The organism is Treponema sp. R80B11-R83G3 (genome assembly GCF_054786115.1).
In genome coordinates, this window is record NZ_BDHF01000118.1 from 1 (window position 1) to 3,579 (window position 3,579).

Here is a 3,579-nt window from a genome sequence, read left to right on the forward strand (position 1 = left end):
ATATAGAATAAACGTGGAAATTATTACTAATGGTAAAAAGGATTTATTATCTGTATGTTCCATTATACTTTTCTTTCGTAACTTCCTCCGTATTTTCAATCATTTCGACAAACTTTCTTTAATACTATATTTCATTTCGGCATAATTCCAGTCTTCTTCCGTATCTATATCCTGAATTTCAGATTCTTTCATCTCAAAATATTTTATTTTTTTATTCTGAATTGAAAGAGAATCAACTTTATAAAAATAAAACATTCCCACATCATGATATGTTGGCTCTAAATCTTGTGATCGTGCTTTTATATACTCAGGTTGAACATATTCCAACAAATCATCTTTGTTTATACGCAACGCTCTCTGGATTGGATATGAGAATCGAACAACCGGCATTAGAGCGTCAGTGTTGCTCTCTGTAAATGAATTATAAGCCGATATAAGCGTATCGCCTTTTAAAAAAGGAACACAGGGATAAATACAGCATAATGAGTTATATTCAATGTTCATTTTCTTATACTGGTAAATAACTTCCAACAGAACATCCATTGTTGTGGCGAAATCATTTGCCGTTCTTTCAGAACGCATAAAAGGGATATCTGCTCCGTTTTTTTTAGAAATTTGAGCGATTTCCTCATCATCAGTGGAAACCATAACAGTATCAAATATCTTGCTTTCAAGAGCGGCGTCAATTGCGTATTTTATCATTGGCTGTCCAAAGAATTCTTTAATATTTTTTCTAGGTATTCTTTTTGAACCGCCTCTGGCTGTTATAATTGCAATTGATTTGTTCATAATGAGGAAATAGCCTTAATCACATATTCAACATCGTCATCTGACATTTTTGGGAATAAGGGAATGCTCAAGCATTTATTGTAATACGATTCAGCCGCAGGGTAGTCTTTGTCTCTATATTCACCGTATTTTTTTACGTAATAAGGTTGGCTGTTCACAGGAATATAATGCACTTGCGTTCCAATTTTTTTTTGTTTTAGTTCTTCAATAACTTGTTTTCTTGTTTTTCCGATTTTATCATAATCAATTTGTAATACATACAGATGGAAACAGCTATCCACATTTTTTTCTTCATAAGGAATTGTTATATTTGGAATATTTTGAAAAGCTTTATTGTATTTACTAACAATTTCCCTGCGCCGTTGTTTAAAAAATGCAAGTCTTGATAATTGACTACGGCCTAACGCCGCTTGAATATCGGTCATGCGGTTATTACCGCCAAGCAACTGCATTTCATAATACCAGGGACCATGGTTCTTACTTAACTCCTGCCCGTCCTTTGTAATTCCGACGGTTCGTAACTTTAAAAGTTTTTTATATAAAGATTCATTATTTGTAGTAATTGCGCCGCCTTCCCCTGTCGTAATTGTTTTAACAGGATGAAAAGAAAAAACAGTCATATCACATTTATGGCAGCATCCGACGGGCTTGCCGTCGGCATAATTTGAACCAATCGCGTGCGCTGCATCTTCAATTATGTGCAAATTATGTTTATCGGCGATTTTTTTTATCGCGTCAATATCAACAGCTTGTCCTGCAAAATCAACCGGAATAATAACTTTTGTTTTTAAAGTTACTTTTTTTTCTATTTCCTTTGGGGAAATATTATAGGTATACGGGTCTATATCCGCGAATATTGGAACTAAATTATTGGTTATCAGGCAGTTGGCGGACGCGACAAATGTTATTGGGGTGGTAATTCCCTCCGCCCCTGAGTCAATTTCAAGCGCTGAAACGGCTATATGCAACGCTTGAGTCGCGTTTGATACGGCAACACAGTATTTTGCGCCGGTTATTGATTTTATCGCGTCTTCAAATTCCCCAATAGCAGGTCCCTGAGTCAGATAATCTGATTCTAAGACGGCTTTTACGGCGTTTTTATCGGCTTCATCAATCCATTGTCTGCCATAGGGAATAAATTCACTCATTAAATATTTCCAACCTTGGCTTTATTTTTTTCTATCCATTCCTTTAATTCTTTAATCGTCATCCAGTCTTTATTATTATCCGATGAATATATAAAACCTTCAGAAACAAGTTTTCCATCTTTTATTCTATGGACATCTTTACTCCATTCATGAATCTGAGGAAGTATCTTAAAATGCTCATGATATTCATAGGTATAAGCCGCATCTTCAATGCCTATCATTTGTTCATGTAATTTCTCACCAGGCCGTATGCCAATTATTTTTTGCTTTGCAGTTTCTGAAACAGATCTTGCGATATCCGTTAATTTCATTGAAGGAATTTTTTTTACATATATTTCGCCGCCTTCCATGTCATCAAAAGCGTGCCAAACAAGTTCAACGCCCTGTTCAAGTGAAATCATAAAGCGGGTCATACGCTCGTCAGTTATGGTTACTTCTCCGGTTTTTGCCTGTTCTATAAAAAGAGGAATAACCGAACCTCTTGATCCCATAACATTACCGTATCGCACAATCGCAAAACGGGTATTTTTTTTACCGGCATACGAATTACCGGCGATAAATAACTTGTCGCTGCATAATTTTGTCGCCCCGTATAAATTAACAGGCTGGCTTGCCTTATCGGTACTGAGTGCGACGCAGCGTTTAACGCCTTTGTCAATACAGGCGTCTATCAAATTCATCGCGCCGTTAATATTGGTTTTAACACATTCAAAAGGATTGTACTCGGCAGTTGGAACTATTTTCGTCGCTGCGGCATGTACCACGTAATCAACACCGTCAAGAGCGCGGTATAAACGCTCCCTATCTCTGACATCGCCAATAAAAAAACGAACTCTTTCATCATTTTGAAACTTTTTTGCCATTTCCCATTGTTTCATCTCATCACGGGAATAAATGATGAGTTTTTTAGGGTTGTACTTCTCCAATGTCATTGGCACAAAAGTGTTCCCAAAAGAACCTGTTCCGCCGGTGATTAATATTGTTGAATTAGATAACATATTTTACTCCAAAACCGATCATAATTATAATAATTTCTTATAATTATTCGGATTTTTTATTTATTATTTTACCGTTCTCAATTACAATATGTCTTTTGCAACGTTCTACTGTTGTAAGACGATGAGCGATAACTATGAGAGTTTTATTTTTACATACGGAATAAATCTCATCCATAATTTTACTTTCCGTATCGTAGTCAAGAGAACTGGTCGCTTCATCAAGTACCAGAACTTCAGGGTCAGTGTAAAGAGCGCGCGCTATTCCAATACGTTGTTTTTGTCCGCCGGAAAGCTGGATGCCGCCTTCTCCTACAATCGTATTAATACCGTCTTTTTTTTCAAGAAAATTCCATATATTGGCTATTTTTAGAGTTTTTATCAATTGTTCTTCGTTGAACTCGGAAGAAAATGTAACATTCTCAGCTATAGTTCCGTCAAAAAGATAAATATTTTGGGGAATATAGCCTATTATTTTTCTCCATGAACGGATGTTATCATTTGTAATTTTTATATCATCAATATAGAGCGCCCCAGAAGAAGGTTTATTAATGCCTATTAATATGTCTACAAGCGTAGATTTTCCTCCTCCTGATTCACCGGTAATTGCTACGCTTTCTCCTTTTTCTATATTTAGAGAAATATTT

4 protein-coding genes are annotated in these 3,579 nt (G+C 35.9%); all 4 read right to left on the bottom strand.

What is annotated here, in order from left to right; all coding sequences use genetic code 11:
* Positions 1-99: 99 nt before the first annotated feature.
* Positions 100-789, bottom strand: a complete 690-nt coding sequence (gene pseF, locus ACYVRH_RS11280; RefSeq protein ID WP_461257014.1) for a pseudaminic acid cytidylyltransferase — start codon at positions 787-789, stop codon at positions 100-102.
* Entirely contained in the window at positions 786-1,937 is a 1,152-nt protein-coding gene (pseC, locus tag ACYVRH_RS11285; protein WP_461257015.1) for a UDP-4-amino-4,6-dideoxy-N-acetyl-beta-L-altrosamine transaminase, read from the bottom strand. The genes pseF and pseC overlap by 4 nt, the downstream gene beginning before the upstream one ends.
* Positions 1,937-2,935: a UDP-N-acetylglucosamine 4,6-dehydratase (inverting) gene (gene pseB, locus ACYVRH_RS11290; RefSeq protein WP_461257016.1), complete on the bottom strand. Its 999-nt coding sequence runs from the start codon at positions 2,933-2,935 to the stop codon at positions 1,937-1,939. The genes pseC and pseB overlap by 1 nt, the downstream gene beginning before the upstream one ends.
* A gap of 43 nt (positions 2,936-2,978) precedes the next feature.
* On the bottom strand, positions 2,979-3,579 hold a 601-nt coding region (locus ACYVRH_RS11295; RefSeq protein ID WP_461257017.1), incomplete at its 5' end, for an ATP-binding cassette domain-containing protein.